Source organism: Pseudomonas sp. ICMP 460, from assembly GCF_002723595.1.
Classification (GTDB): domain Bacteria; phylum Pseudomonadota; class Gammaproteobacteria; order Pseudomonadales; family Pseudomonadaceae; genus Aquipseudomonas; species Aquipseudomonas kitaguniensis.
On the sequence record NZ_LKBR01000024.1, the window covers coordinates 63,445 to 88,027 of the forward strand.

Consider the following 24,583-nt stretch of genomic DNA (forward strand, 5'->3'; position numbering starts at 1 on the left):
ACCTCCCACATTAAACCGAGTTCCAAACTGAGAATGCGCTCACTGTGGGAACAAGCCCCTCCCACATTTCTGAGTGTGTTTTCAGAGCAGCATCGGGGTTCAGCTACCATTGCCGCCGTGGGCTTCTTCGAAGAAGTAGTCCTTCCAGCTCGCGGCCTTGTTTTTCAGCACGCCCAATTCGTGGAGTTTCTCGGCATAGATATAGGTGCGCTGCGGCACGATGGTGAAGTCGATTTCCGGGTCCGCGACGATTTTCTCCACCAGGTCCAACGGCAATTTGGACGCTTCTACACGGATATACGCCTTGGCGGCCGCAGGTTTGTCGGCCTTGATGATCGTCTCGGCCTCGGCCAGCGCGGCATAAAACGCCTTGTAGGTCTTGGGGTTTTCGTCGTGGAATTTTTGCGTGGTGTAGAGCACGTTGAACGTGGCCTGCCCGCCGAGGATGTCGTAGGAACTGAGCACCTTGTGCACCTTGGGGTTCAACAGTTCCTGATACTGGAATGGCGGGCTGGAGAAGTGCGAATTGATCTCCGAGCCACCGGCAATCAGCGCCGCCGTCGCGTCGGGGTGGGCCAGGCTGATGGAGATGTCGTCGAACTTTTTATAGTTGGCGTCGCCGAACTGCTTGGCGGTTTCGATCTGCAAGGTGCGCGACTGAAAGCCCACGCCGGCGGCAGGCACGGCAATGCGGTCTTTCTCGGTGAAGTCCTTGAGGGTCTTCACGTCCGGGTTATTGGTCAGCAAGTAGTTGGGCATCGAGCCCAGCGACGCGATAGCCTTGACGTTCTGTTTGCCCTTGGTGCGGTCCCACACGGTCAACATCGGCGGCACACCGGCCGAAACCACGTCGAGGGCGCCGGCCAGCAGCGATTCATTCATCGCAGTGGCGCCCGAAATGCTGTTCCATTCCACTTCGATGTCCAGGCCTTGCGCTTTGCCGTGTTTCTCGATCAGGTGTTGGTCGCGCACAATGTCGAGAATCAGGTAGCCGATCCCGAATTGCTGGGCGATGCTGATCTTGCCTTCGGCGTGCGCGCCGGCGCTGAACACCGCGCTAGCAGCGGCCAGCGACGCGGCCAGTAGGGTCAAAGAAGAACGCTTGAAGGTCATGAGGGTCTGCCGCGTGTTCGAGAAGGTGCTGGAGCCTAGCGGCGATTTTTAAGACTGGAAAAGAATATATAGATCTATTGTTATGCAAATCATCACCCCAAACGGGCGCTCGGCTGGTATTGTGCCGCGCGTTGAAATATTGCCGCCGACTGCGAGGAAATGGACGTTGAACACTGACGAAAAAATGACTGGGGACCTGTTCGAGGTCGATAAGCGCCTGTCACTCAAACCCGTGGTGGACTTCAATACCTACCTGCGCAGCGCGTTCGGTGATGGCGCGTGCACCTGCGTACGCTGCGCCGCCAGTAATGCCGATGAAACCGCCTACGCGTTCCAGCACACCTTCCACTTCGACGCCAAACCGGTGCACCGCCGTTTCGCCACCACGGCGGGCAGCGATGTGTTGATGGCCTTGAAAAAAGCCTGGTTGTCGTACACCAAGGCTGAACTGCCGCTCAGCGGCGCGCTGGCGCTCGACACCGTCAAAGAGTTTGTCGAGCCGCCACTGCACCGGCGTTTGGCGCCGTTGTTGCTGGCCAGTGAGGTGGTCAAGGACGTTGACGGCGAGTTGCAGCTTCAGCCACTGGCCGCCTGAGCCGAATAAAATGCTCGGCCCGCGCCAGGAAGCTCTTGCAGCTTTTGCTGTTGGGCTAGTAATCGATGATCCGCGTGCCGGCAATGGTCTGCGCAAACCCCACACCGAACAGTTTGGCCGGGGTTTCAAAACCCGCCCGGCGTTCGCCGCCTAGCACCCGCCGCGCCGCTGCCACGGCAGCCAGCGGGGTGTAGCTGTAGCCGTTGACGGTTTCGATCACCGAGCGCGCAACCGTGCCGTCGCTGCCGGTGACTTCGGCCACGGCGCGGGCGCGATGGGCGTCACGCTGGGCCTGGCTGGGGCCGTCGGGCAGCAGTGACAAGTCGCCCTCGGGGAAGGCTTCGCCGGTGATGTGCACGTACATGGCGATATTCGGCACGCCGCTGGAGTGCCAGGCCGTCACCAGATCACCGAAGGACAGCGGCGCACACAGCACCGGGCCGTCGCCGAAATCCAGCGAGTGCAAAGGCGCGTCCGGGGTGGCGACCAGTTCGCCGTCGATGCGCGCCATGACGCCCGCGCCGATGATCTCGCCGACACTCATCGCCGAACCGCGCGACATCGCGCCAGGCACCTGCAAGGCAATTTTCAGCGCGTGCGGCTGTTGCACGCGGCGGGCGACGTGCATCGCCAGGCAGTCGGTGGGCACCACGTCCCAGCCGACGCCCGGCAGCAGCATCACGCCCTTCTCGCTGGCCGTGGCGCCGAGCTGTTCGGCCAGGCGGTACACGTTGATTTCAGCAGTGATGTCCAGGTAGTCGGTGCCGCTGGCAATGCAGGCGCGCATCAACGGTTCGGCGGTGTGAGCGAATGGGCCGGCGAAGTTGAGTAACACATCGATACCTTGCAACTGGCTGGCGTCGGCGGCAAACACGCGGTAAGGCACGTTCAACCTGGCGGCAAGAGCGGCCAGGCGCGCTGCGTTGCGCCCGGCAATCACCACCTCCAGGCCGAGCTGTTTGGCATGTTCAGCCGCCATGCGCCCGGTGTAGCCGGTAGCGCCGTAGATCATCAGTGTTTTCATGCGCTGTGCTGCCAGTTCTTGTACACAAATTCAAGGCTGTAGCCGTCGGGGTCGAGGACGTTGGCCGCGTAGTAGTTGGGGTCGTAATGCATACGCGCGCCCGGTGCACCGTTGTCGGTGGCGCCGTTTTCCAGCGCGGCGGCGTAGGCGGCGTCGACTTCGTCGCGGTTGTGGGCGACAAAGCCTACGTGCAGCGCCCGCCCCTCGACCACGCCTTCGCGCAGCCAGAAGAACATGCGCCCATTGGCGCCAAAGCCTTTCAGGTCGGGATGGCCGGGTGGGCCGTCCTTGCCGTCGTAGTCGAACCGCGCGGTGATGCCCAATGGCGCCAGTGCGGCTGCGTAGAAGCGAATGGAACGCTCGATGTTGCTGACCGAGATAAACAGATGATCCAGCATGCTGTGGCCTCGCGATTCAGATGTTGTAGCCGCCGGCGACTTCAATGGTTTGGGCGTTGATCCAGCGACCTTGTTCCGACAGCAGCAGCGCGATTACCCGCGCTACGTCTTGCGGTTCGCCTACACGGCCGAGGGCGGTTTGCCCGGCCAGCAGCGCTTCAAACTCGTCGTTCAAGCCGCCGCCCAGTTCAGTGCGAATGGCACCCGGCGACACCGCATTGGCGCGGATACGCCGTTCACCGAATTCCTTGGCCATGTAGCGCGTGAGTACATCCAGGCCACCCTTGAACGCGGCGTAAGGCGCGACGCCCGCGGTTGCCACACGCGTTGTGGCGCTGGTGAGGTTGACGATGCCGGCGTGTTCTTCCAGCAGCGGCAGCAGGATTTGAGTGAGGAAAAACGGGCCTTTGAGGTGCACGTTGAACAGGCCGTCGAACTGCGCTTCGGTCACTGTTTCAAGTGGGTTGAACAGCCCGTAGCCGGCGTTGTTGACCAGCCCGCTCAGGGTGTTCACACCCCAAGTCGCCTGCAGCGTGAGCAGCACCGTCTCACGAAACGCCGCGAAGGTGCTGACATTCGCCACGTCCAACGCCACGGCGACGGCTTTGCCGCCGGCTGACTCGATGCGCTGCACCACGGCCTGCGCGGCCTCAGGGTGGTGATTGTAGGTGAGGATCACGCCATGGCCCTGGCGAGCACACAACTGCGCGGTACTGGCGCCGATGCCTCGACTGCCTCCGGTAATCACGATAACGCTCATGGCCTGCTCCACTGTCGAAAAGTTGAGTGACCAGAGTAACCAGCGCCCTCCCCGCCGACGCAGCCGTTCCTGGCGCAATCCTGCCTGTTTGTGCTTTTTGCTTGCGCGCCGTTGTCGTGAAGGAACAGCATGGCCGCCATGAATAATCAATTGATCGAACTGCGTACCTTGGCCGCCAAGGCCGAAAACCGCCGCACCGAGACCGGCATCCCTCGCGTGGCGATGGTTCAGGGCGCGATCCCGGAACACAGGCTGGCAGCCGTGTATGAGCCGATGATCAACCTGATCCTGCAAGGCAGCAAGTGCATGACCGTGGGTGACCGCAGCCTGCATTACGACCCGGCGACGTATTTTGTGATGTCTATCGAGCTGCCTGCCGTGGGCGTGGTGAACCCGGCGAGTACGGGTGAGCCGTACCTGGCCGTGAGCCTGACGCTGGACCCGACGGTGCTGACCAGCTTGCTCAGTGACCTGCCGGCGCCGGGCGGGCATTGCGCGCAGGAGGCCGGGTTTTCAGTCGCTGCCGTCACGCCCGCGCTGATGGATGCGTGGGTGCGCATGCTGCGCCTGATCGGCGACCCAATGGCGATTGCCGCCCTGGCGCCTGCCTATGAACGCGAAATTCTTTACCACGTGCTGCAAGGCCCACACGGCTGGATGCTGCGCGACATCGCTGCGCCGGACACCGCCATGGCGCGGGTCAGCCGAGCCATCCAGTGGATTCGTCGGGATTTTGCCGAGTCGATTCGGGTGGACGCACTGGCGCAGGAAGCGGCGATGAGTGTGTCGGCGTTTCATCGGCATTTTAAGGCCGTGACCAATTTGAGCCCGCTGCAGTACCAGAAACGCGTGCGGTTGCTCAAGGCGCGCACGTTGATGCTGGCCAGTGCAAGCAGCGTGACCAGTGCGGCGTTTGAGGTGGGGTATGAAAGCGCGACCCAGTTCAGCCGCGATTATGCGCGGGTGTTCGGGCTGCCGCCCGCGCGGGACACGGCGCGGATTTTGAAGGCAAACAAAGGCCCGCTCTGAAGTGGCAAGCGGGCCTCCTGTCCTGTGAAAAGCGGACTGGCTATGGCGAGCGGACTTCTGTGGCTAGCCCGCTCGCCACAGAGGCGCTCCAAGCGTTATTTGCGCGCCGCCTCCCACGACTTGAGCAGGTCGTTGTAGCTCACGGTTTCGCCTTTGGGTTTCTCGTTCGCCAGTTTCGGCTTCGGCGCACCCGGTTGGTCGAACCAGTATTGCGCGTCACGCTCGGGGTTCATTTTCGGGCCGCACACCGGCTGCACTTTGGAGCGTTCCAGGCGCGTCATGATCGCGTCCTGTTCCTTGGCCAGGTTATCCAGCGCCTGTTGCGGGGTTTTCTCGCCGCTGGCGGCCGCCGCGATGTTGCTCCACCACAGTTGCGCCAAACGCGGGTAATCCGGCACGTTGGTGCCGGTCGGGGTCCACTCCACACGCGCCGGGCTGCGGTAGAACTCCACCAGGCCACCGAGTTTCGGCGCCAGGTCGGTCATCGCCTGGGAGTTGATGTCGGACTCACGAATCGGCGTCAGGCCGACGATGGTTTTCTTCAGCGAAACGGTTTTCGAGGTCACGAACTGCGCGTAAAGCCAGGCCGCGAGTTTTTGTTTCTCGGGCGTCGACTTGAGGAACGTCCAGGAACCCACGTCCTGGTAGCCCTTCTTCATGCCCTTTTCCCAATACGGCCCGACCGGCGACGGCGCCATGCGCCATTTCGGCGTGCCGTCGGCATTCACCACCGGCAGGCCCGGTTTGGTCATGTCGGCGGTAAACGCGGTGTACCAGAATATCTGCTGGGCAATCGCGCCTTGCGACGGCACCGGGCCGGATTCGGAGAAGGTCATGCCCGCCGCTTCCGGTGGCGCGTAGGCTTTCATCCAGTCCACGTATTTTTGCGTCGCGAACACCGCCGCCGGGCCGTTGGTGTCGCCACCACGGGTGACGCTGGAGCCCACCGGGTGGCAGTCCTCCACGCGAATACCCCATTCGTCCACCGGCAAACCGTTGGGCAAACCTTTGTCGCCGCCACCGGCCATCGAGAACCAGGCATCGGTGAAGCGCCAGCCCAGCGACGGGTCTTTTTTGCCGTAGTCCATGTGCCCGTAAATACGCTTGCCGTCGATTTCCTTGACGTCTTCGCTGAAGAATTTGGCGATGTCTTCATAGGCCGACCAGTTCACCGGCACGCCGAGTTCATAACCGTATTTTTCCTTGAACTTGGCTTTCAGCTCCGGGCGCTCAAACCAGTCGGCGCGGAACCAGTAGAGGTTGGCGAACTGCTGGTCGGGCAATTGGTAAATCTTGCCGTCGGGTGCGGTGGTGAAGGAAATACCGATAAAGTCTTTGATGTCCAACGTCGGCGAGGTGAAGTCCTTGCCTTCATTGGCCATCAGGTCGGTGATGGATTCGGTTTTGCCGTAGCGAAAGTGCGTGCCGATCAAGTCGGAATCGTTAACCCAGCCGTCATAGATGTTCTTGTCGGACTGCATCTGAGTCTGCAACTTCTCTACCACGTCGCCTTCCTGCAACAGGTCGTGGGTCAGTTGGATACCGGTGATTTCGCTGAAGGCCTTGGCCAGCACTTTGGATTCGTACTCGTGGGTGGTGAGGGTTTCCGACACCACGTTGATCTTCATCCCACGAAACGGTTCTGCCGCTTTGATAAACCACTTCAACTCTTCGAGCTGCTGGGCGGCGGTGAGCGTGGACGGCTTGAACTCACTGCCGATCCATTTTTTCGCCGCGTCCTCATACGCATCGGCCCACGCCGTGGCGCTCATACCGCTGAGGGCGAGTACGGCGGCCAACGAAATGCTATGTCGCAGCTTATTGTTTTTATCCAACATAGAGACCTCCTGGTTGTTTATTCAAGTGGAGCACTAGCCCCAACGCATCACACACAACAGCCACACCAGGGACAGCGCAGTCGCCACCCAGATGTTCCAGCCGGTTGCGCCAATCACCAGTAAATGCAGGTAGGCGCTGCCGAGAAGACCGATAAACAAGCGATCACCACGCGTGGTGCTGATCGGCAACAGGCCGCGCCGGGGAATGCTCGGCGAGCGCAATTCCCAAGTGGTCATGCCCGCCAAAATTACGGCGATGCCCACGAAGAACAGCGCGGTGGGGGTGGTCCAGGCCATCCATTCCATCATCGACTCCTCAGACCCGGCCGAGGGCAAAGCCCTTGGCTACGTGGTTGCGAACAAACCAGATCACCAGCATGCCCGGCAGGATGGTCAACACCCCCGCCGCCGCCAGCACGCCCCAATCGATACCCGATGCCGAGACCGTGCGCGTCATTACCGCCGCGATCGGCTTGGCGTTGACCGAGGTCAGCGTGCGCGCGAGCAGCAACTCGACCCACGAAAACATAAAGCAGAAAAACGCCGTGACGCCGATGCCGGAGCCGATCAGCGGGATAAAAATCTTCACAAAAAACTTGGGAAAGCTGTAGCCGTCGATGTAGGCGGTTTCGTCGATTTCCTTTGGCACGCCAGACATGAAACCTTCAAGAATCCACACCGCCAACGGCACGTTGAACAAGCAATGCGCCAGGGCCACGGCGATGTGCGTGTCGAACAGGCCGATGGACGAATACAGCTGAAAGAACGGCAGCAAAAACACCGCCGGTGGCGCCATGCGGTTGGTCAGCAGCCAGAAGAACAGGTGTTTATCGCCCAAAAACCGGTAGCGCGAGAAGGCATACGCCGCCGGCAGCGCCACGCTCAGGGAAATCAGCGTGTTCAGGCTCACGTAGTACAGCGAGTTGAGGTAGCCGGTGTACCAACTCGGGTCGGTGAAGATCACCTTGTAATTGGCCAGGGTAAAATCCCGCGGAAACAGCGTCAGCCCGCCGAGGATTTCGGTGTTGCTCTTGAACGACATGTTCAGCAGCCAGTAGATCGGCACCAGCAGGAACAGGATGTAGATCAGCAGCGGAATAACCTTGCGCTTGCTCATGTTGGCGGCCTTAGCGGTTGGCGTCGGAATGGGTCATGGCGGTGTAGAACAGCCAGGACACCAACAGGATGATCAGGAAGTACACCAGCGAAAACGCCGCTGCCGGGCCGAGGTCGAATTGGCCTACGGCCATCTGGGTCAGTGTCTGACTGAGGAAGGTAGTTGCGTTACCCGGCCCGCCGCCGGTGAGCACAAAGGGCTCGGTGTAAATCATGAAGCTGTCCATGAAGCGCAACATCACCGCGATCAGCAGCACGCTTTTCATCTTCGGCAACTGGATATGCCGGAACACCGCCCACGCCGAGGCACGATCAATGCGCGCGGCCTGGTAGTACACGTCCGGAATCGCGCGCAGCCCCGAGTAACACAGCAGCGCCACCAGCGACGTCCAGTGCCACACGTCCATGACCAGCACGGTGACCCACGCGTCCGCCGTGTTAGCCGCGTAGTTGTAACTGATGCCCATCGCGTTAAGGGTAGAACCGAGCAAACCGATGTCGGCACGCCCGAAAATCTGCCAGATCGTGCCCACCACGTTCCACGGAATCAGCAGCGGAATCGCGAGGATGATCAGCACCAGCGATGACCAGCGGCCCTTGGTCGGCATGGTCAGGGCGATGCCGATGCCCAACGGAATTTCGATCAGCAGCACGCAGGCCGAGTAGATGAATTGGCGCAGCAACGAGTCGTGCAAACGCGGGTCGAGCAGCACCTGCTTGTACCAGTCGGCGCCGACAAAGTAGCGGCTGGACTGATCGAAAATGTCCTGCACCGAGTAATTCACCACGGTCATCATCGGGATCACCGCACTGAACGCCACCAGCAAAAACACCGGCAATACCAGCCACCACGCCTTGTTGTTCTGCACCTTGTTCATGGCAGCACCTCCAGCAGGTAATCGTCGGCGTACACCATCAGCCACTGCGCGGGGAAGCTGATTGAGGCCTGGCCTTCGGGCACCGGTTTGTCTTCGGCCAAGCGCACTTTGACCGGCGCGCCATCGAGGTTGAGGGTCATGATTTTGTAGGTGCCAAGGTCTTCCACATGGATAACATCGGCTTGCAGCGCGTCGGGGTTGTACTCGTCCCACACGTGGATGAATTCCGGACGAATGCCGACCTGCAATTTTTTGTAATCGAGGTCGCGCAGACGTTGTTGCAACGCCTCGGACAATGGCAGCAGCGTGCCGGCAAAACGCACGCCGCCCGCTTCGGCCTGCACCTCAATCAGGTTCATCCCCGGGCTGCCGATGAAATAGCCGACAAAGGTGTGGCTGGGCCGCTCGAACAGTTCGCGCGGCGTACCAAATTGCACAATTTGCCCGCCGTACATCACCGCGATTTTGTCGGCGAAGGTCGAAGCCTCGAGCTGATCGTGGGTCACGTAAACCATGGTGATGTTGAACTGCTCGTGGATCTGCTTGAGCTTGCGCCGCAGCTTCCACTTGAGGTGCGGGTCGATCACCGTCAGCGGCTCGTCGAACAGGATCGCCGACACGTCGTCGCGCACCAGGCCACGGCCCATGGAGACTTTTTGTTTTTCATCGGCGCTGAGGTTGCGCGCCTTTTTGCCCAGCAGGTTTTGCAGGTCGAGCACTTCGGCGATTTCCTGCACCTTGCGCTGAATTTGCGCCTCGGGCATGCCCTGGTTGCGCAGCGGAAACGCCAGGTTATCGAACACCGTCATGGTGTCGTACACCACCGGGAACTGAAACACTTGGGCGATGTTGCGTTTTTCCGGGGTCAGGTGGTTGACCACGGTGTGGTCGAACAGCACTTGGCCTTCCGAGGGGCTGAGCAGGCCGGAGATGATATTCAGCAAGGTCGACTTGCCACAGCCCGACGGCCCGAGCAAGGCGTAGGCACCGCCCTGCTCCCACACGTGGTTCATTTCACGAATCGCGTAGTCTTCAGGCCCGCTCGGCGCAGGGCTGTAGCTGTGCGCGAGGTTCTGCAAATGGATCTCGGCCATCAGGCAACCCTCGCGACACGGCGCCCGGGCGCCTGGACCAAGCGGCCCTGGCCATCGAACACAAAGAGTTTATGGGTAGGGATATACACGCGGATCGGCGCGTCGACGTCGTATTCGTGCACTCCCGGCAGGTGCAGCACCAGCAGGAAATGCTCGCTGCGCACGTGCAGGAAGGTTTCCGAGCCGCTGATTTCGGCGACTTCCACCGTCACCGCCAGCTCCAGGTCGTCGTCGTTGCTCGGCACCAGGCTGATGTGGCTGGGGCGCACACCAAAGCGAAACTCGCCTTCACCGATGGGGCGCAAGTCGACGTTCAGCAGGAAGTGCACAAAATTTGCAAAACTCACTTCGTTGCCGCTGATACGCCCTGGCATCAGGTTGATCGGCGGTTCGGAAAACAGCTCGGCGGCCAGCACGCTGTGCGGCTGGTGATAGACCTCGGCGGCCTTGCCGCTCTGGATCACCCGGCCTTCGTGAAGAATGGTGGTGGTGCCACCGAGGGCCAAGGCTTCGTTGGGTTCGGTGGTGGCGTAAATAGCGATGGTGTGGCGCGCCTTGAACAGCTCGCGCATTTCCTGACGCAGTTCTTCGCGCAGTTTGTAGTCGAGGTTCACCAGCGGCTCGTCGAACAGGATCAGCTCGGCGTCTTTGACCAACGCGCGGGCCATCGCCGTACGCTGCTGTTGGCCGCCGGACAGCTCCAGCGGGTGGCGCTTCAAGAACTTCTCGATGCGCAGCATTTTCGCGGTTTCGAGCACTTTGCTCTGGATCAGCTCATTCGACACACCGGCCTGGCGCAAGGGCGAGGCGATGTTTTCGAACACGGTCATGGTCGGGTAATTGATGAACTGCTGATAGACCATCGACACGTTGCGCAGGCGCACCGGCTTATGCGTGACGTCTACGCCGTTCATCAGAATGCGCCCGCTGTCGGGCTTGTCGAGGCCGGCCATCAGGCGCATCAAACTGGTTTTGCCGGACAAGGTGCGGCCGAGCAAAACGTTGAAGGAACCGGCTTCGAAACGCAGGTTGGCGTCGTCGATCCAGGTTTGGCCTTCGACAACGCGGGAGACATGTTCCAGGGTCAATGACATGACACGCCCTTTTTATTATTGGAATGAATCTGCCCAATCGTAAGAGCGAGTTTCGTGCCAAAAATGCAAGCGCTTGATGCATAAGGAAATGGCTTGATCGTGATGTTCAGGCGTGAACAATTTGCCTGAACAACTGAACAAACGCGGGTTGACAATGAACAGTTCTGAACAACAATTGATCGGCGACACAGATCCAAATGTGAGAGGGGCTTGCTCCCGATAGCCGAGGTTCAATCAGCACTGCTGTTGCTGATGTACCGCTATCGGGAGCAAGCCCCGTCCCAGCGTTTTAACCTGTTTTTTCAGCCAGATTGTGCACGCCCAATAACAATAAAAAGAAGGTCACCATGGCCGAACCCTTGGCTCACGACACGCTTATCCAGGATTCCTGGCGCCGTTGCCGCGCCTTTGGCCTGAACCATCAGAGCGCCCCCAGCTTTGACCAACTGCCCGCCGAGGGCATCCGCCAACTGCTCGAAAGCCAGCATTCGCTGGTGCAAACCACCCATCAGGAAGTGTTGCCCTACTACGAAAACATCCTGAGCAATTCAAACTGCCTGATCATGCTCGCCGACAACCAGGGGCAAGTGCTGACGTCGTGGGGCACCCAGCGGTTTATCGAGCCTGCGCTGGCGCGCGGTTTTAACCCCGGCGCCAGTTGGCAAGAGCGTGCAAGCGGCACCAATGCCATCGGCACCGCGCTGGCGTGTGCGCAGGCGGTGCACATCGAGCACGACGAGCATTTCCTCAAAGCCAACCGCTTCATGACCGGCTCGGCGGCGCCGATTTTCGATGCCCAGCGCGAGATCATTGCGGTGCTGGACGTGTCCAGCGACAGCTATTTGCCGCCCTCCCACACCTTGGGCATGGTCAGGATGATGAGCCAGACCGTGGAAAACCGGCTGATCCTCAACCTGTTTCGCGGCGAGCATTTTCAACTGACCTTTAACACTGGCCTGAACAACCTCGACAGCCAGTGGGCGGGCCTGCTGATTTTTGATGACAGCGGCCAAGTGCTGTCGGCCAACCGTCGCGCCGATAATTTGCTCGGCATCAGTGTGTCGCGGGTGCTGATCGACAGCGTGTTCAAGGTGTCGCTGTTGGAATTATTGAATCAGCCGGAAGGCCTGCCGTTTTCATTGCAGGCGGCGGGGCGCAACCGGTTTCAATGTGTGCTCAAACGTCCAAGGCTGACGCCCGTGCAGGCGCGCGTGTTCAGCAAACCACCACCGCCAAAGCCAACCTCGATTGGCCTCAACACTTTGCATTTTGGCGACGTGCGTGTGGAAAAAGCCGTGCGCCAGGCCGAGCGCCTGTTGGAAAAAGACATTCCGCTGTTGATACACGGCGAAACCGGGGTCGGCAAAGAGGTCTTCGTCAAAGCCCTGCACCACGCCAGTTCGCGCAGCGGCCAAGCGTTTATCGCGGTGAACTGTGCGGCGATTCCGGCGGAGTTGGTCGAATCGGAGTTGTTTGGCTACGAAAAAGGCGCCTTCACCGGCGCCAATCAGAAAGGCAGCATCGGCCTGATCCGCAAGGCCGACAAAGGCACGTTGTTTCTGGATGAAATCGGCGATATGCCGCTGCCGACCCAGGCCCGCCTGTTGCGCGTGTTGCAGGAGCGCTGCGTGCAGCCGGTGGGCAGCAGCGAGCTGTTCGCGGTGGACTTGCGGATTATCTCTGCGACCAACCGCGCGCTACGCGAATGGGTGCAGGCCGGGCGCTTTCGTGAGGACTTGTACTACCGCATCGGCGGCCTGACGCTGGAGCTGCCACCGCTGCGCGAGCGTACCGACAAGCAGGCGCTGTTCCAGCAGTTGTGGCAGCAGCACCGCGAACCGACCCAGTGGGCCGGGCTGAGCAGCGAGGTGCTGGCGTTGTTTGAGCAGCATCCGTGGCCGGGGAACTTGCGACAGGTCAGCAGTGTGTTGCAGGTGGCGCTGGCCATGGCCGAGGAACAGCCTGTGCGCCCGGAGCATCTGCCGGATGATTTTTTTGTGGACTTGCACGTCGCCACGCCACGCTCTGCGCCTGCAGGTGCCTATGCCTATGCGGATGCGGATGGCAGCAGCGACCTGGCGCAGCGCTTGAGGGCGGCTGGCGGCAACATTTCGCACTTGGCGCGCGAGCTGGGGGTCAGCCGCAATACCTTATACAAACGCCTGCGCCAGCCCCCACGTTGAGCTAGCGCGGCTTGACCACCACCAGTAAATCGGTGAAGTACTCGACTTGAATCGGCAGGTTATCGGCGAGCGCCGAGAGCGCTGCCGCCGTGTCGTCGAGCTTGAACACACCGGACACCCGCAGGTTTTGCAAGGCCTGCGCATCGAAACGCAGCAGCCCGTGGCGGTAGCTGGCCAGGGTTTGCAGCACCTCGCTCAATGGCTGGTCGTTGACCTTGAGCAGGCCGCGCGTCCACGCGTCCGGGTCGGCGTTGCCAATCGCTTGCGGCGCTTGGGCGCGGCCATGCTTGAGGACAGAACGCTGGCCTGCCACGACATTGACGCCCTGCGTCGCCTGGCCTTTAACCGCCACACTGGATTCGATTACCGTGACCACGGTGCTGCCGTCCGCCGCGCGCTTGACCAGATAACGCGTGCCCAGCGCGGTGGCGGTGCCTTGATCGGTGCGCACCACGAAGGGCCGTTGCGCGTCCTTGGCCACGTCGACCCACAACTCGCCTTGCAGCAGTTCGATCACACGTTGGTGGCCGTCGAACTTCACGTCGACGGCCGAGTTGCTGTTGAGCTGCAACTGACTGCCGTCTTCGAGGGCGATTTGCCGGCGTTCACCGACGCCGGTGCGCTGGTCGGCCATCCACACCGGCAGCTGTTGCACACCCAACCAGCCACACAGCACGACGCCCAGCACACCGCCAAGCACACCGAGTACCTGAGCACCCCGAGCGCGCGGCGCGGCGAACGCGCGATTCAACGCGATGCGCGCCGGTTGCGCGGGCAAGGTCTCGAAGTCGCCCCACAGGCAACGCATGCGTTCGATCGCCACGGCGTGGCGCGGGTCGGCGTGGTACCACGTGGTGTAGGCCTGGCGGTCGGCATCAGTGACGTCTTCGTCTTGCAGTTGCGTCAGCCAATTCGCCGCTTGCTGGATGATGTGTTCCGAGTTCATCACAGCGGGTCCGCCGCATGCAGGCTGTGGTAGCAGTGCACCAGCGCCGTGGAGATGTAGTTTTTGACGGTGCTGGCCGACACGTCCAGGCGCATGGCGATTTCGCTGTAGGTCAGCCCATCAAGCCGACTCAACAAGAACGCTTCACGGGTTTTTGCGGGCAGGCCGGCGAGCATCTCGGCGATGCGCTCCAAGGCTTGCAGCGCCACATGAATCGCCGCCGGGTCGGGCATGCCGGCGTCTTCGCACTGGATAACCAGGGCTTGCATGTAGGCTTTTTCGATGCGCCGCCGCCGCGCCCCATCAATCAGCAAACGCCCGGCGGTGGTGGCGAGAAAGGCGCGGGGCTCCTTGATATGTTGCGGCTCGGCCAGCATCAAGACGCGGATAAACGCGTCATGCGCGAGGTCGGCAGCGTGCTGCGAACAACCGAGTTTTTTGCGCAGCCAGCCGTACAACCAGCCGTGGTGCTCGCTGTACATTGCCGTAAGGATCTGCTGACGGGCGCCATCGCCCAGCGCGGCCGGAATGTCATGCATGCGCAAAAAATTCTCAAATGGGAAGAATTACCAATTGCGCAAACAATGCCAGTAAAATGATGCCGGAGCAAGGGGGCCAGGATGGCTTGCGCCCTTACCACTGCCCGCTCCCACAAAAAGCGCGCATCTGATCCAACTGCCCTAAAACCACCTCAACGCCAGCTCCAGGCGCCTCAAGTCACGCCTGCCAGCGAGCGCATCACATCGTCGGCCTCCGTGCCCTGCGCAAACCTGAACCCGGCCATCTCTTCGCAGGCCAAAACGGCGGCGAGGCTGTCGCATAACTGCGCCTGCGTCGGCTTGTTACTCAGTAGCTTGTGTGCAGGCAGCAGCACTTCGGCAGGCGCACCTTGGGCACTCGCTACGTCGAGTACGGCGAAGAGGATGAAGCGCAGACGAACCTCGCGGTCAGTCGGCCAATGCGTTTTTTGCTTACCCAAGGCAGGCACTCATCTTCAAGAAACGTCCGAGGCTATTGCCGACCGACAGGTGTTTCAAGCGACGACCTGCAAGATAGGCCACTTCCTACGTGAGAACAGGAAACGCCGCACTGCTTGAGCTGTGCAGCGTCATTGCACCGGCAAAAAGTTCATCAACAACAAGCTCTGCGCGTAGTTAAGACCGATACGTCGGTAGCGCTCGTCGAGCATCTGCGTGAGCAGGTCCAGGCGCGCGACGATCTTGCCGAACTCGACGGCAAAACTGAGGTTGCTGCCCTCCTCCGACAGCTCATTGGAAAACAACAGCAACACGCCGTTGGCATCCTGGCGCTGGCTGAGCAGCCAGGTGGCTTTCTCGATATTGCGCGCAGCGTTGCTGACAAATTGCGGGTTGATTGAGTCGGTCACATAAAACCGGGTACGCCCGCCGTGCGCGGTCACCAGCATGCTGCCGATGGCATAGATAAACGCGCCGACCCGATCGCCGCGAAAATCGGCGCTCAGTGAATAACTCAATGCCGCCAAGTCGCGCCGGTCCCCAAGCGCCGGCAGCGGTTGGCGGTTCTCGATGGCCTGGCGGATCTGCCGCGCGGCCGTCACCGCATCCGGGTAGCCCGCCTGGCGCCATTGGTTGGGGTTGCGCAGGTAGAGCTTGTTCATCAGCAGATACAGGCTTTGCAGGTTGTCCCGCATGCTCAAGGTGGCCATGCGATCAACGCTGGTCTGGAAAAACTCATCGGGCTTGCCTTGGCTGAATTGCGTGGCGATGTCGCGGCCTTGTTGTTGGCTGCAACCGCTGGCACAGAGTAGCCACAGCGCCGCAAACACCAGCGGCCATCGGTTGATAAGAGTGATTAAGGTTCGATCCATCGGCACCGGGTCTGGCTGCTGTGCGCGCCCGAAATGGGCGCGGTCGTGACAGGGATAGATCAAGAGAATCAAAAAAAGTGCGGCGCGCAGGCCCGGATCAGCAAAGGCCTACGCGCTGGCAACCTGCGCAGTAGTGCATTCCTGTTGAATGCTTGCCTGATCCTCCGAATTATCGGCGCCCGCATAGATAGGCGCTGCCACGTAGTCTAGAGTTCTATGATAAGTGGCCAGTTGCAATCACCCAGGCCCGCCAATGGCGATCGACGCCAGCTAACACCCCCCATTCTAAAAAAAGCCACACCAACCGATGATCAGCAGGTGAGTCATGGAGCTAAGAATCAACCAACAGGCCTATCAGGTCGACGCCGACGCCGACACCCCGTTGTTATGGGTGATCCGCGACAACCTGGGGCTGACCGGCACCAAATACGGCTGCGGCCTGGCCCAATGTGGCGCCTGCTCGGTGCTGGTGGACGGTAACGTGGTGCGCTCCTGCGTGACGCCGGTGGCCGGCGTGGTGGGTCGCGAGATCACCACCATTGAAGCGGTTGAGGCCGATGAGGTGGGCAAGCGCGTGGTCGCGGCCTGGGTCGAGCACCAAGTGGCGCAATGCGGTTATTGCCAATCCGGGCAAGTGATGGCGGCCACCGCGCTGCTCAAGCACACCCCGGCGCCGAGTGATGCGCAGATCGAAGCGGCGATGGTCAACCTGTGCCGCTGCGGCACCTATAACGCCATTCGCACGGCCGTGCATGACTTGGCGAAAGGAAGCGCCTGATGAATATTCGCAACGACTCCACCGACACTTTGCCCTTCAGCGAGCCGGTGAATGTGTCCCGTCGACGCTTTCTGGCGAGTACCGCCGTGGGCGCGCTGGTGATCGGCTTCGGCCTGCCACTCGGCTCATCGAGGGTGCAGGCCGCCACGGCTGGCGCCGCAGAGCGCGGCACTCAGGTGCCGGCGTTTCTTGAGATTCGCCCGGACGGCAGTGTGCGTCTGCTCAGCCCGTTCATGGAAGGCGGCCAAGGCACGCACACGGCGATGGCGCAGATTGTCGGTGAAGAACTCGACGCCGACCCCGCCACCTTCGTGGTCGAGGCCGCGCCACCCGGCGAAGCTTACGTGGTGATGGAAAATGGTATGCGCATCACCGGCGGCAGCATGTCGGTACGCATGAGCTACCCGACCATGCGCCGCCTGGGCGCGCTGGCGCGGGCGATGCTGTTGCAGGCCGGCGCCGAGCAATTGGGCGTGCCGGTGGCGCAGTTGAGCACAACGCCGGGCCGCGTGGTGCACGCCGCTTCGGGCCGTTCGCTGGGCTACGGCGAGTTGGCCGGTCGCGCCCTCGACATGCCCGTGCCAGACCCTTCGACCATCACGCTGCGTGACCCGAGCCAGTTCCGCTGGATCGGCAAGCCGGTCAAGCGTCTGGATGCCTACGATAAATCCACCGGCAAGGCGCAATACAGCATCGACCTGATCGTCGACGGCATGCTCCACGCCGCCGTCCAGCATGCGCCACGCCTGGGCATGACGGTCGGCAGTTTGCGCAACCAGGCGCAGGTTGAGGGCATGAAAGGCGTGCATTCGGTGCACCTGTTACCGGGCGCCGTGGCGGTGGTTGCCGAGCGTTGGTGGCACGCCAAACGTGCGGTCGAAGCGATTCAGGTTGAATGGCTGGAAGCGGCTGGCGACTCAAGCGTGCGTGCCATGCCGGCAGATTTTTCCAGCGACCGGCACCGCGATTTTCTTGCCGCCCAGCAAGGCCCGGTGCGTGAGGATGAGCACGCTGGCGATGTGGAAGCCGCGTTGGCAGGCGCCAAAACCAAGGTCGAAGCCACCTACCACAACCAGTACCTCAACCATGCCCAGCTGGAGCCGCCTTCTGCGCTGGCACGCTTCAACCCGGACGGTTCGCTGGACATATGGCTGCCCAACCAGGCGCCCGACATGTTCCGTGCCGACATCGCCAAACGCGCCGGGCTGAGCATCGAACAAGTCACTTTGCATTCGCCGTTGCTCGGCGGCTTTTTCGGCCGGCATTTTCTGTATGACTCGGCCAGCCCGTACCCGCAGGCCATCGCGTTGGCCAAGGCCGTGGGCCGCCCGATCAAGCTGATCTGGAGCCGTGAAGAAGAGTTCCTGCGCGACACACTGCGCCCGGTCGCCGTGGTCAAGTTTCGCGCCGCGCTGGACGCACAAGGCCTGCCGGTCGCAATCGAAGCGGTCAGCGCCACCGAAGGCCCCACCGAAGGCATCGCCGGCAAACAGGGCGAAAAAATCGACCCAACCGCCCTTGAAGGCTTGACGGGCAAGGCTTACGCCATCGCCAACAAACGCATTGCACAGATCTACGTCAAAGGCCCGGCCATGCTCGGCTACTGGCGTTCGGTGGGCAACTCGCTGAACGACTTTTTCTACGAAGCGTTCCTTGATGAACTGGCCGACAAAGGTGGCCACGACCCGTACGAACTGCGCCTGCACCTGCTGCGCGATAACCCGCGCCTGACCACCTTGCTGAACGCCGTGGGCGAGCTGTCTGGTGGCTGGAAGCGTGGCCCTTATACCGCCGAAGACGGCAGCCGACGCGCACGCGGTGTGGCGATGGCTTCGCCGTTTGGTTCGCACGCGGCAGTGATCGCCGAAGTCTCGATTGAGAGTGGGCAAGTCAAGGTGCATCACATATGGGAGGCCATCGACCCGGGCAGCATCGTCAGCCCGGCGATTGTTGAAGCGCAGGTGAATGGCGCGGTGGCCTTGGGGTTATCGCAAACGTTGCTTGAGGAAGCGGTGTACGTGGACGGCAAACCACGCGCGCGCAACTACGACCTTTACCCGATCCTGCCGCTGTCGCGTATGGCGCAGGTGCACGTAAAGATTATCGAAAGTGGCGAAAAAATGGGCGGTGTCGGCGAGCCTCCGTTGCCCGCAGTGGCGCCAGCCGTGGCCAACGCAGTGGCGCAACTGACCGGCCAACGCATCCGCAGTTTGCCATTAAGCCGATACACCTTTAGCTAACCGACAGGGATTGCCCATGAACAACCGCCGATTCGCAAGAACCGCAGGCTGGCTGGCGCTGCCCTGCGTGGTCGCCGCAGGCCTGCTGGCCTGGTACGTCACCCGCGAGCCTGCCTCGCCATTTGAACAACAACCCGCCGCCAGTTTCGACCCGGCGCTGATAAGCCGCGGCGAGTACGTCGCCCGCCTAAGCGACTGCGTGGCCTGCCACAGTTTGCCAGGCAAGGCGCCGTTCGCTGGCGGCCTGGAAATGGCCACGCCGTTGGGCGCGATTCACGCCACCAACATCACGCCCGACCGCAGCCACGGCATCGGCGCCTACAGCCTAGGCGACTTCGACCGCGCCGTGCGCCACGGCGTCGCACCGGGTGGGCGCAGGCTTTACCCGGCCATGCCCTACCCTTCGTATGCCAAGCTCAGCGACGACGACATGCGTGCGCTTTACGCCTTCTTCATGAAGGGCGTGGAACCGGCCGAGCAAGCGAATATCCCCAGCGGTATTCCCTGGCCGCTCAACCTGCGCTGGCCGATCGCGCTGTGGAACGGCGTGTTCGCGCCCACCGCAGCCTACGTCGCCAAACCCGAGCAGGATGCGCTGTGGAACCGTGGCGCGTATATCGTCCAGGGCCCCGGCCATTGCGGCAGTTGCCACACCCCGCGCGGCCTGGCCTTTAACGAAAAGGCGCTGGACGAGTCGGGTAAGCCCTACCTTGCCGGCGGTTTGCTCGACGGCTGGTACGCACCGAGCCTGCGCCAAGACCCCAACACCGGGCTGGGGCGCTGGAGCGAGGCGCAGATCGTGCAATTTCTCAAGACCGGGCGCAACCAGCATGCGGTGGTCTACGGCTCGATGACTGAAGCGTTCAACAACTCCACGCAGTTCATGGCCGACGACGACTTGGCGGCCATCGCCCGTTACCTGAAGTCACTGCCTGGCGACCCGCAGCGTGACGGTGCACCGTGGCAGTACCAGGCGGTGGCCGCAGACGCGCGCCCGGAGGTGCCGGGCGCCCACACCTACGCCACCCGCTGCGCGTCGTGCCATGGCCTGGACGGCAAGGGCCAGCCTGAATGGATGCCGCCACTGGCCGGTGCCACTTCGGCACTCGCCAAGGAAAGCGCTTCGGCGATCAACATCACCCTCAACGGCTCACAACGGGTGGTGGCGGCTGGCGTGCCGGATGCCTATCGCATGCCGGCGTTTCGTGAGCAGTTGTCCGATCAGGAGATTGCGCAGGTGCTGACTTACATGCGCAGTACGTGGGGCAACCACGGCGGTGCGGTGGATGCAAAAGCGGTGGGCAAGCTGCGTGAGGGGACTGACCCGGCCAGCAGCAGCCCGATTATTTTGCAGATGCGCTGAGGGCGCGCCCCGGATCAAAAGCGCTTTTGTGGGAGCGGGCTTGCTCGCGATTGCGGTGTGTCAGATAAGTATTTTTCAACTGATACTCCGCAATCGCGAGCAAGCCCGCTCCCACATAAAGATAAAGCGAATCTGCGGCGTATGCGTGTTACCGCGACACGTTTCGGGTCATTAAGTGCCTCTAATTAAAACTTCGGCACTGTGTATGAGCAGTTTCATAAAGAGTTTAACGACACCATTACGCACGGCAACTTACGGCCTCATTTTCGTCATAATAGAATTTATTAAGCACTAAAAACAGTTAGGGCTTTTCCAGACTGAAAAGCTTAACAGATCACTAAACCTAACTACAATTAGGTTTATTAAAAAGCAATTAATCGTTAACAAAAGCCGACATAGAAACCATAAAAAGTCAAAATTTCGTACCTATAAGCAATAAATAACCAATAAAACACCTGAACCCCTTAGTTCAGCCTGCTAAAAAATTACATTCAGCAAGCAAAACCACAGTGCCAGTATTTAATATCCCCGCGTTAAAGAATATTTTATCCCCGCCTGAACTTTTAACTGTGTTCCAGAGACTCATTGCTCGACCGATCGACAGTCTGCGCACTGTTGATCCTTTTTCCGTGCCCACCCCTTAGTCGAGATGCATCGATGAACAGACCCTTATTGTCTTTTTTAAGCGCCGCACTGCTGTGCGCGCCTGGTTGCTATGCCCTGGCGGCAGATTCAACAACGAGCGCCACTGCCGAACAACAGGTTCGGCAACAGGTCGAGGCCCAACGCGATCAACTGAGCGGTGCTGCCAATATTGGCCACGCCAAGCAAACGGGCGCGTCTGCTGTGATTGATGCACCGGTCGACACCGACGACGCACCTGCTCAGGGGCAACGACCATGAGCTTGCCATCCTTCAAGCACACCGTGGGGCTAAGCCTGTTGGCTTTCGGCATTGCCCAGGCCAACCTTGCACTCGCTGCCGTAACCCCGGCCACGGGGAATGCCGTCGAAGCGCGGGTGAGTTCTATCCTCGACAACATGAACCTGTCGGAAAAGATCAATTTCACGCGGGTTAACGACGGCCACATGATTCCACCGCTGCTCAAGTGGGGCATCAAGGGCACGGTGGCGTATGACTCGTCGATGGGCGTGCACGTCAACAACGCGACGTTTGGTGCGCAGTACCCTTCGCAGTCCGCGCTGGCTGCTACCTGGAGCATCAACCGGGCCAAGGAATTCGGCCTGGCCATCGCCTATGAGACGCGCATCTCGGGTGGGCAACAGATGCTCTCGCCTGGGGTTAACCTGTACCGCACGCCGTACAACGGCCGTTCGGCCGAGTACGTGAGTGGCGAAGACCCGTTCCTCGGCGCGGTGCTCGCACCGGCGATTGTCAACGGCATTCAGGCGCAGGGTATTCAGGCGAGCGGCAAGCATTACCTGGCCAACGAACAGGAAGCCAACCGCCAGGCGGTTAACGTTATCGTCGACGAACGCACCTTGCGCGAGCTGTACCTGCCGGGCTTTGAGTCGATGGTGAAAAACGCCAACGTGGCGTCGATCATGTGCGGCTTCAACAAGGTCAATGGCGACTACGCCTGTGAAAACCACCACCTGATTACTGATGTGCTCAAGGGTGAATGGAACTACCAGGGCAGCGTGATCAGCGACTTCAACGCGATTCACAACGCCTTCAAAGGCGCGTGGGCCGGCACCGACATCGACATGCCGTCGGGCCTGCAATTTACCGAAGCCAATCTGCTGCCTTACGTGTGGAGCGGGCAACTGACGCAGAACGTGATCGACGACAAGGTCAAGCGCAACCTGCGCGCCATCGTCAGCTACGACTTCCAGGAACACCTCAACACCGCCAAAACGCTCGACCATCCAGAATATGGCCAACGCGCGTCATTGAATGCGGCCCGTGAAGGCATCGTGCTGCTGCGCAACGAAAACACCAGCGGCGGCAAGCCGCTGTTGCCGCTGGCGCGCACGGCCAAGATCGCGGTGATTGGCAATTGGGCACACGACGCACCGGCCTCGCCGTTCGGCACCGCCAACTCGCCACCCAACAGCTACGTGACTGAGCTGAGCGGCTTGCAGCAACTGGCCGCGAGCAGCGCCAACGTTACGTACCTGCCAGAGCTGAGCCTCAACCCACAAAGCTCGGCGTGGTTACAACCTGCCACCGGTAGCAATGAAATCAGCAACGCCGGGGTGAAAGCCGAGTACTACACCAACACCAGCTTTTCCGGCTCGCCTGCGATAACACGCGTGGAACCTGGCGTAAACCTGGATTGGACCACTGGCACCAACATCACCCAAGCGGGCACGACGGCTGTTGCAGGCTTCAGCCCGAACCCGGGTGCGTTTTCTGCACGGTTTACCGCCGTCGTGAAACCGACGCTCTCCGGCCCGCAAGTGTTCAAGGTGCGCGCAGACGGCCCGTACAAACTGTGGGTCAACGATGAACTGGTGCTGCAAAGCGACGGCGTGCCGTACTCCGCAGACGTGGTCAACGCCCTCACCACCTCCGGCAAGACGGCCTCGCTGAAAGCCGGCAAGTCTTACAGCGTAAAGCTTGAATACCAACGTGTGCAGGGCAACTTTATTCCGGCACTCGGCGGCGTCACCGGCGTGCAGATGAGCTGGGCCGGTCTGCGCCCTGCGCCGGACCTGTCGAAATACGATGCGGTGGTGGTGGCTGTCGGCACCAACTACGAGAATGAAGGCGAAGGTTCCGACCATGGCTACGCGCTGCCCGATCAACAAGCAGAGCTGATCAAGCAAGTTGCCAAGGCCAACCCCAATACGGTGGTAGTGATGCACGGCGGCGGCGTGGCGGACATGCAGCCGTGGGCGAAAAAAGTCGGCGCAACCTTGCAAGCCTGGTTCCCGGGCCAGCAAGGCGGGCAGGCGCTGGCCGAAATTCTGTATGGCAAGGTCAACCCGTCGGGCAAGCTGCCGGTGACCATCGACAAGCAGATTGAAGACAACCCAAGCTATGCCTCGTACCCGGACCCGGCCGCCTACCGTGGCGCCAACCCGCTGACCGAAATGACCTACAGCGAAGGCCTGTACCTGGGTTATCGCGGCTATGACAAGAAGCACGCGCAGCCGCTTTACCCGTTCGGCTTTGGCCTCTCCTACACCACGTTCGGCTACAGCGACTTGAAGTTGTCGAACAACGTGATGGCCCCGGGTTCGACGGTTGATGTGAGTTTCACCCTGACCAACACGGGCGATAAAGCCGGGTTTGAGGTGGCGCAGCTTTATGTGCAACCGGTGAAACCTGCGGTCGACCGCCCACAAAAAGAACTCAAGGGCTTTACCAAGGTGTACTTGCAGCCTGGCGAGAGCAAGACGGTGAGCATCCCGATCGACTCGCGCTCGCTGGCCTACTACGTCGACAAAACCGACAGCTGGGACGTGGATGCCGGCACGTTCAAGATTCTGGTAGGGGCTGACTCGCAGAACCTGACGCTGAATCGCACCTTGACCACTTTGTTCCCCGAACACCTGACCACCCGCGACAGCAACCCGCTGCCGTTGCCACTGCGCAAAGCGGTGCAGGTCAGCGCTTCACAGACCTACTAAGGTCGCGCATACAGGCTCAGGGATGAGCTTGCATGTCCCTTCCCAACCGCCGCACATAGCCATCAAAGACGGCCATCACATCGACGCCTTCCGGGCACCTCAGCCACTGAATCTGCAAGCCGTCCATCATCGAAAAGATCTCTTGTGCGACTGCCTTGACGTCTACATCCTGGCGAATCTCACCGGCTTCGATCAACGCGGTCAAATGCCCACGCGCGTGTTGGTGCGTCAGGTGAAAACGCTCCTTGTACCAGGACCACGCCGGGTGTGTGTGCGACAAGCTCTCGGTGTTCATCACCAGTGACGCCTGGCACTCGGCAGCATCCTGAATGCTGAAGCGCATGCTTTGGCGCAAAAACTTCAGGAAACCCTCCAGCGTCAACTCGATGGTCAATTCGTGAAAGCGTGAAACCACCCGTTCATCCCTGCGCTCCAACAACGCCTTGAGCAGCGCTTCCTTGTTGGCAAAGTGGTGCAACAAACCCACCGTGGTAATCCCGGCAAGTGCCGCCACGTCACGCATCGAAGAACTCGAATAACCATCGCGCGCAAAAATCAAGGTTGCGGCATCCAGCAATGCGGTTCTGCGCATTTCGCCCTTGGGCGCGCGGCGGCGCTTGGGCTGTAGCTCTTCGTCTGATTCGATCCCTGACTCGTCAACTGACATAAATATCCGATAACCGCTG

The 24,583-nt window shown here is 60.8% G+C and carries 23 protein-coding genes; 8 read left to right on the top strand and 15 right to left on the bottom strand.

Going from position 1 to position 24,583, the window contains the following annotated elements; translation table 11 throughout:
• Nucleotides 1-99: 99 nt before the first annotated feature.
• On the bottom strand, nucleotides 100-1,113 hold the full coding sequence (locus AO240_RS16985; RefSeq protein ID WP_099237632.1) for an ABC transporter substrate-binding protein: 1,014 nt from the start codon (nucleotides 1,111-1,113) through the stop codon (nucleotides 100-102).
• Nucleotides 1,114-1,279: 166 nt separating this feature from the next.
• On the opposite strand from AO240_RS16985, the gene AO240_RS16990 reads away from it, so the two are divergent.
• On the top strand, nucleotides 1,280-1,708 hold the full coding sequence (locus AO240_RS16990; protein WP_099237963.1) for a hypothetical protein: 429 nt from the start codon (nucleotides 1,280-1,282) through the stop codon (nucleotides 1,706-1,708).
• Nucleotides 1,709-1,763: 55 nt separating this feature from the next.
• Here AO240_RS16990 and AO240_RS16995 read toward each other — a convergent pair whose 3' ends face one another.
• Genes AO240_RS16995 through AO240_RS17005 form a run of 3 tightly spaced genes read right to left on the bottom strand, consistent with a single transcriptional unit; the run spans nucleotide 1,764 to nucleotide 3,890 of the window.
• Nucleotides 1,764-2,732: a trans-acting enoyl reductase family protein gene (locus AO240_RS16995; protein ID WP_099237634.1), complete on the bottom strand. Its 969-nt coding sequence runs from the start codon at nucleotides 2,730-2,732 to the stop codon at nucleotides 1,764-1,766.
• Nucleotides 2,729-3,130 carry a VOC family protein gene (locus tag AO240_RS17000; RefSeq protein WP_099237636.1) on the bottom strand — a complete coding sequence of 134 codons (402 nt, stop codon included), beginning with the start codon at nucleotides 3,128-3,130 and terminating at the stop codon, nucleotides 2,729-2,731. The genes AO240_RS16995 and AO240_RS17000 overlap by 4 nt, the downstream gene beginning before the upstream one ends.
• A 16-nt stretch (nucleotides 3,131-3,146) precedes the next feature.
• Nucleotides 3,147-3,890: an SDR family NAD(P)-dependent oxidoreductase gene (locus tag AO240_RS17005; RefSeq protein ID WP_099237638.1), complete on the bottom strand. Its 744-nt coding sequence runs from the start codon at nucleotides 3,888-3,890 to the stop codon at nucleotides 3,147-3,149.
• Between the two features lie 138 nt (nucleotides 3,891-4,028).
• Between AO240_RS17005 and AO240_RS17010 the strand changes: the two genes are divergently transcribed.
• A complete protein-coding gene (locus tag AO240_RS17010) occupies nucleotides 4,029-4,919 on the top strand; it encodes an AraC family transcriptional regulator (RefSeq protein ID WP_177445836.1) in 891 nt (296 codons plus the stop codon).
• Between the two features lie 95 nt (nucleotides 4,920-5,014).
• On the opposite strand, the gene AO240_RS17015 is transcribed toward AO240_RS17010, so the two are convergent.
• Genes AO240_RS17015 through AO240_RS17040 form a run of 6 tightly spaced genes read right to left on the bottom strand, consistent with a single transcriptional unit; the run spans nucleotide 5,015 to nucleotide 10,939 of the window.
• Complete coding sequence (locus AO240_RS17015) at nucleotides 5,015-6,757, bottom strand: ABC transporter substrate-binding protein (RefSeq protein ID WP_099237640.1); 1,743 nt, start codon at nucleotides 6,755-6,757, stop codon at nucleotides 5,015-5,017.
• A gap of 33 nt (nucleotides 6,758-6,790) precedes the next feature.
• The gene (locus AO240_RS17020) at nucleotides 6,791-7,063 is read right to left on the bottom strand and encodes a DUF2160 domain-containing protein (RefSeq protein WP_099237642.1); all 273 of its coding nucleotides are present in this window, start codon (nucleotides 7,061-7,063) and stop codon (nucleotides 6,791-6,793) included.
• 10 nt (nucleotides 7,064-7,073) lie between these two features.
• Nucleotides 7,074-7,874, bottom strand: coding sequence for a carbohydrate ABC transporter permease (locus AO240_RS17025; protein ID WP_099237644.1), 801 nt, complete (start codon nucleotides 7,872-7,874; stop codon nucleotides 7,074-7,076).
• A 10-nt stretch (nucleotides 7,875-7,884) separates the two neighbouring features.
• The gene (locus AO240_RS17030) at nucleotides 7,885-8,751 is read right to left on the bottom strand and encodes a carbohydrate ABC transporter permease (protein WP_099237646.1); all 867 of its coding nucleotides are present in this window, start codon (nucleotides 8,749-8,751) and stop codon (nucleotides 7,885-7,887) included.
• On the bottom strand, nucleotides 8,748-9,845 hold the full coding sequence (locus tag AO240_RS17035) for an ABC transporter ATP-binding protein (protein ID WP_099237648.1): 1,098 nt from the start codon (nucleotides 9,843-9,845) through the stop codon (nucleotides 8,748-8,750). The genes AO240_RS17030 and AO240_RS17035 overlap by 4 nt, the downstream gene beginning before the upstream one ends.
• Nucleotides 9,845-10,939: an ABC transporter ATP-binding protein gene (locus AO240_RS17040; RefSeq protein ID WP_099237650.1), complete on the bottom strand. Its 1,095-nt coding sequence runs from the start codon at nucleotides 10,937-10,939 to the stop codon at nucleotides 9,845-9,847. The genes AO240_RS17035 and AO240_RS17040 overlap by 1 nt, the downstream gene beginning before the upstream one ends.
• Before the next feature lie 347 nt (nucleotides 10,940-11,286).
• Between AO240_RS17040 and AO240_RS17045 the strand changes: the two genes are divergently transcribed.
• Nucleotides 11,287-13,122 (top strand): sigma-54-dependent Fis family transcriptional regulator, encoded by a 1,836-nt coding sequence (locus AO240_RS17045; RefSeq protein ID WP_099237652.1) that lies wholly within the window; start codon nucleotides 11,287-11,289, stop codon nucleotides 13,120-13,122.
• Nucleotide 13,123: 1 nt separating this feature from the next.
• Here the strand turns inward: AO240_RS17045 and AO240_RS17050 are convergent, their stop codons facing one another.
• The 4 genes from AO240_RS17050 to AO240_RS17065 all read right to left on the bottom strand — a co-directional run bounded on the left by AO240_RS17050 (nucleotide 13,124) and on the right by AO240_RS17065 (nucleotide 15,917).
• On the bottom strand, nucleotides 13,124-14,068 hold the full coding sequence (locus AO240_RS17050) for a FecR family protein (protein WP_099237654.1): 945 nt from the start codon (nucleotides 14,066-14,068) through the stop codon (nucleotides 13,124-13,126).
• Complete coding sequence (locus AO240_RS17055; RefSeq protein ID WP_099237656.1) at nucleotides 14,068-14,607, bottom strand: sigma-70 family RNA polymerase sigma factor; 540 nt, start codon at nucleotides 14,605-14,607, stop codon at nucleotides 14,068-14,070. Before AO240_RS17055 ends, AO240_RS17050 begins: the two co-directional genes overlap by 1 nt.
• Nucleotides 14,608-14,780: 173 nt before the next feature.
• Nucleotides 14,781-15,047, bottom strand: a complete 267-nt coding sequence (locus AO240_RS17060) for a hypothetical protein (protein WP_099237657.1) — start codon at nucleotides 15,045-15,047, stop codon at nucleotides 14,781-14,783.
• Between the two features lie 129 nt (nucleotides 15,048-15,176).
• Nucleotides 15,177-15,917 (bottom strand): hypothetical protein, encoded by a 741-nt coding sequence (locus tag AO240_RS17065; protein WP_099237659.1) that lies wholly within the window; start codon nucleotides 15,915-15,917, stop codon nucleotides 15,177-15,179.
• A gap of 325 nt (nucleotides 15,918-16,242) precedes the next feature.
• Between AO240_RS17065 and AO240_RS17070 the strand changes: the two genes are divergently transcribed.
• The 5 genes from AO240_RS17070 to AO240_RS17090 all read left to right on the top strand — a co-directional run bounded on the left by AO240_RS17070 (nucleotide 16,243) and on the right by AO240_RS17090 (nucleotide 23,897).
• Nucleotides 16,243-16,695 (top strand): (2Fe-2S)-binding protein, encoded by a 453-nt coding sequence (locus AO240_RS17070; protein WP_058413457.1) that lies wholly within the window; start codon nucleotides 16,243-16,245, stop codon nucleotides 16,693-16,695.
• Nucleotides 16,695-18,935: a molybdopterin cofactor-binding domain-containing protein gene (locus AO240_RS17075; RefSeq protein WP_099237661.1), complete on the top strand. Its 2,241-nt coding sequence runs from the start codon at nucleotides 16,695-16,697 to the stop codon at nucleotides 18,933-18,935. The genes AO240_RS17070 and AO240_RS17075 overlap by 1 nt, the downstream gene beginning before the upstream one ends.
• Nucleotides 18,936-18,951: 16 nt before the next feature.
• The gene (locus AO240_RS17080) at nucleotides 18,952-20,298 is read left to right on the top strand and encodes a cytochrome c (RefSeq protein WP_099237663.1); all 1,347 of its coding nucleotides are present in this window, start codon (nucleotides 18,952-18,954) and stop codon (nucleotides 20,296-20,298) included.
• A gap of 657 nt (nucleotides 20,299-20,955) precedes the next feature.
• Nucleotides 20,956-21,201, top strand: coding sequence for a hypothetical protein (locus AO240_RS17085; protein WP_099237665.1), 246 nt, complete (start codon nucleotides 20,956-20,958; stop codon nucleotides 21,199-21,201).
• A complete protein-coding gene (locus AO240_RS17090) occupies nucleotides 21,198-23,897 on the top strand; it encodes a glycoside hydrolase family 3 C-terminal domain-containing protein (protein WP_177445831.1) in 2,700 nt (899 codons plus the stop codon). Before AO240_RS17085 ends, AO240_RS17090 begins: the two co-directional genes overlap by 4 nt.
• A gap of 16 nt (nucleotides 23,898-23,913) precedes the next feature.
• Here AO240_RS17090 and AO240_RS17095 read toward each other — a convergent pair whose 3' ends face one another.
• Nucleotides 23,914-24,564, bottom strand: coding sequence for a TetR/AcrR family transcriptional regulator (locus tag AO240_RS17095; protein ID WP_099237667.1), 651 nt, complete (start codon nucleotides 24,562-24,564; stop codon nucleotides 23,914-23,916).
• Nucleotides 24,565-24,583: the final 19 nt, after the last annotated feature.

What these genes read in the sequence shown, in the direction of transcription:
- AO240_RS16985 (WP_099237632.1), bottom strand. Translation starts at nt 1,113, where the DNA reads ATGACCTTCAAGCGTTCTTCTTTGACCCTACTGGCCGCGTCGCTGGCC.
- AO240_RS16995 (WP_099237634.1), bottom strand. Translation starts at nt 2,732, where the DNA reads ATGAAAACACTGATGATCTACGGCGCTACCGGCTACACCGGGCGCATG.
- AO240_RS17000 (WP_099237636.1), bottom strand. Translation starts at nt 3,130, where the DNA reads ATGCTGGATCATCTGTTTATCTCGGTCAGCAACATCGAGCGTTCCATT.
- AO240_RS17005 (WP_099237638.1), bottom strand. Translation starts at nt 3,890, where the DNA reads ATGAGCGTTATCGTGATTACCGGAGGCAGTCGAGGCATCGGCGCCAGT.
- AO240_RS17010 (WP_177445836.1), top strand. Translation starts at nt 4,029, where the DNA reads ATGAATAATCAATTGATCGAACTGCGTACCTTGGCCGCCAAGGCCGAA.
- AO240_RS17015 (WP_099237640.1), bottom strand. Translation starts at nt 6,757, where the DNA reads ATGTTGGATAAAAACAATAAGCTGCGACATAGCATTTCGTTGGCCGCC.
- AO240_RS17020 (WP_099237642.1), bottom strand. Translation starts at nt 7,063, where the DNA reads ATGGAATGGATGGCCTGGACCACCCCCACCGCGCTGTTCTTCGTGGGC.
- AO240_RS17025 (WP_099237644.1), bottom strand. Translation starts at nt 7,874, where the DNA reads ATGAGCAAGCGCAAGGTTATTCCGCTGCTGATCTACATCCTGTTCCTG.
- AO240_RS17030 (WP_099237646.1), bottom strand. Translation starts at nt 8,751, where the DNA reads ATGAACAAGGTGCAGAACAACAAGGCGTGGTGGCTGGTATTGCCGGTG.
- AO240_RS17035 (WP_099237648.1), bottom strand. Translation starts at nt 9,845, where the DNA reads ATGGCCGAGATCCATTTGCAGAACCTCGCGCACAGCTACAGCCCTGCG.
- AO240_RS17040 (WP_099237650.1), bottom strand. Translation starts at nt 10,939, where the DNA reads ATGTCATTGACCCTGGAACATGTCTCCCGCGTTGTCGAAGGCCAAACC.
- AO240_RS17045 (WP_099237652.1), top strand. Translation starts at nt 11,287, where the DNA reads ATGGCCGAACCCTTGGCTCACGACACGCTTATCCAGGATTCCTGGCGC.
- AO240_RS17050 (WP_099237654.1), bottom strand. Translation starts at nt 14,068, where the DNA reads ATGAACTCGGAACACATCATCCAGCAAGCGGCGAATTGGCTGACGCAA.
- AO240_RS17055 (WP_099237656.1), bottom strand. Translation starts at nt 14,607, where the DNA reads ATGCATGACATTCCGGCCGCGCTGGGCGATGGCGCCCGTCAGCAGATC.
- AO240_RS17065 (WP_099237659.1), bottom strand. Translation starts at nt 15,917, where the DNA reads ATGGATCGAACCTTAATCACTCTTATCAACCGATGGCCGCTGGTGTTT.
- AO240_RS17070 (WP_058413457.1), top strand. Translation starts at nt 16,243, where the DNA reads ATGGAGCTAAGAATCAACCAACAGGCCTATCAGGTCGACGCCGACGCC.
- AO240_RS17075 (WP_099237661.1), top strand. Translation starts at nt 16,695, where the DNA reads ATGAATATTCGCAACGACTCCACCGACACTTTGCCCTTCAGCGAGCCG.
- AO240_RS17080 (WP_099237663.1), top strand. Translation starts at nt 18,952, where the DNA reads ATGAACAACCGCCGATTCGCAAGAACCGCAGGCTGGCTGGCGCTGCCC.
- AO240_RS17085 (WP_099237665.1), top strand. Translation starts at nt 20,956, where the DNA reads ATGAACAGACCCTTATTGTCTTTTTTAAGCGCCGCACTGCTGTGCGCG.
- AO240_RS17090 (WP_177445831.1), top strand. Translation starts at nt 21,198, where the DNA reads ATGAGCTTGCCATCCTTCAAGCACACCGTGGGGCTAAGCCTGTTGGCT.
- AO240_RS17095 (WP_099237667.1), bottom strand. Translation starts at nt 24,564, where the DNA reads ATGTCAGTTGACGAGTCAGGGATCGAATCAGACGAAGAGCTACAGCCC.